Annotated in this window: 2 protein-coding genes; one reads left to right on the forward strand and one right to left on the reverse strand. The window is 68.4% G+C overall.

Going from position 1 to position 1,892, the window contains the following annotated elements:
- A partial coding sequence (locus B5F88_RS20920) for a hypothetical protein (RefSeq protein ID WP_162612257.1) occupies positions 1-578 on the forward strand: 578 nt, incomplete at its 5' end.
- 46 nt (positions 579-624) lie between these two features.
- Here B5F88_RS20920 and vanT read toward each other — a convergent pair.
- On the reverse strand, positions 625-1,761 hold the full coding sequence (gene vanT, locus B5F88_RS19270) for a serine racemase VanT catalytic subunit (RefSeq protein ID WP_087937029.1): 1,137 nt from the start codon (positions 1,759-1,761) through the stop codon (positions 625-627).
- Positions 1,762-1,892: the final 131 nt, after the last annotated feature.

Raw genomic sequence — 1,892 nt, forward strand, 5'->3', positions numbered from 1 at the left:
CCCCCACCCCCAGCCAGAGCGTAGACTACGTGGCTCCGGAGCTGAACTTTACCACCCCGGTGGTGTCGATCTATGAGCATGGAACCATGCTGCTCACCCTGGTGGGGGCGGATTACCGTTCCATCTCCCACGATGGCATCACCTGGGTCAACGAGAGCCCGGATATCCTCACGCTGGATGCGAACAGAAGTCGGGTGACCGCCAAGCAGGTGGGTGTGGGCTATCTGACCGCCACCAAGGACGGGTATACCACCCGGATGACGATCCATGTGGTGCCCTCTGAGGACAACATCGGCATGTCCACAATCGGAATCCTGATGCGCCCTGGCAACACCGCCACCACCGAGCTCTATGTCTACAGTGATACCCGCTTTTACGGGAAGGACTACACCGTGGAGTGGAGCGTGGACCATCCGGAGCTGCTTACCCTGGAGGAATACACCAGCTCCAAGGGAAATCCCGCCGTGCGTTTTACCACCCTCCAGTGCGGCGACGCCGTGATCACCTGCCGGGTGACCCTGCCTGACGGCAGCTATACGGAGGAATACTGCTGTGTGGCCATCCGTCCGAAAGAGTAACTGCAACGAATCCCCTGGCGCAAGTGCGCCAGGGGATTCTTGTTTTTTACACCAGGGGTACCACCGGCAGCCGGGGACCCAGCCGGGAGAGCAGCTCATTGGCGATGGTGCCGCATTGCTGGGCCACCTCCTCGGCGGAGATGCGCGCTCCCCCGTCCCGGCCGATGAGGGTGGCCACGTCTCCGGCGGCCACCTCCGGCCCATCGGTGACGTCCACCAGCAGCTGATCCATACACATCCGCCCCACCATGGGGCGCCGTGTTCCGCCCAGCAGCACCTGGCCGCCCCGCTGGGAGAGGGCTCGGGGCAGTCCATCGGCGTAGCCGATGGACACCACCGCCAGCCGCCGGTCCTCCATGGCCTGAAAGGCCAGCCCGTACCCCGCGCCGCACCCAGCGGGGAGGGTGCGCACAGAGACCACCCGGGCCCGGAGGGAGAGTACTGGCTCCAGCCCGGCCACCCCCAGAGGGAGGTCGGGACTGCTGGCCGCGCCGTACAGGGCGATGCCCGGCCGGGCGTACTGGCAGGGCTGGGGCGGCAGGCGGCACAGGCCGTAGCTGGCCTGGATGTGGAGCGCCCCCGGGTCCAGCCCCCGCCGCCGCAGCTCTTCCGCCGCCCAGTAAAAGACCTCCAGCTGCCTTGCGGTAAAGGCCCTGTCCTGCTCCGAGCTCCCGTCGGAGACGCACAAATGGGAGAATATCCCCTCCACCTTCAGGTGGGGCAGGGTGAACATGTGGGCGATGGCGGCGGTATCCTCCGCCGGGATGCCCAGCCGGTGCATCCCGGTGTCCAGGGCCAGGTGGACCTTCAGCTCCACCCCCTGGGCGGAGAGGGCCAGTCCATGGGCCGCGTCGGCCACCGCCTGGGTCAGGCCATAGGCGGCCAGCAGGGGGGCCTGCTCCGGCGGGGTCCACCCCAGCACCAGGATCACCCCGGAAATCCCCGCCCGACGGAGGGCGATCCCCTCGGACAGACAGGCCACCGCGAAGGCGTCCACCCCGTGGGCCTCCAGGGTCCGGGCCGCCCATACCGCCCCGTGGCCGTAGGCCTCCGCTTTCACCACCGCCATCAGCCGGCAGCCGGGGGCCAGCAGGCCCTGGAGGAGGCGGGCGTTGTGTGCCAGGGCTCTTCCGTCCACCTCCCGCCAGGCCCGGCCGGTCCGAGACAGCGGCGTTTCCTCCATTTTCCTCACGTCCTCTCCAGAATCCGGGGGGGCTGGGCCACCACGGTGGCCCCCGCCGGCACGTCCCGGCTCACCACCGCCCCCGCGCCGATACGGGCGTTGGCCCCGATGCGGATGTCCCCCACCAGCAC

The sequence above is a fragment of the Flavonifractor sp. An306 genome (genome assembly GCF_002159455.1).
Classification (GTDB): Bacteria; Bacillota; Clostridia; order Oscillospirales; family Oscillospiraceae; genus Flavonifractor.

Excerpts from the sequence above, each read along its gene's own strand:
- vanT (WP_087937029.1), bottom strand. The coding sequence starts at position 1,761 with ATGGAGGAAACGCCGCTGTCTCGGACCGGCCGGGCCTGGCGGGAGGTG.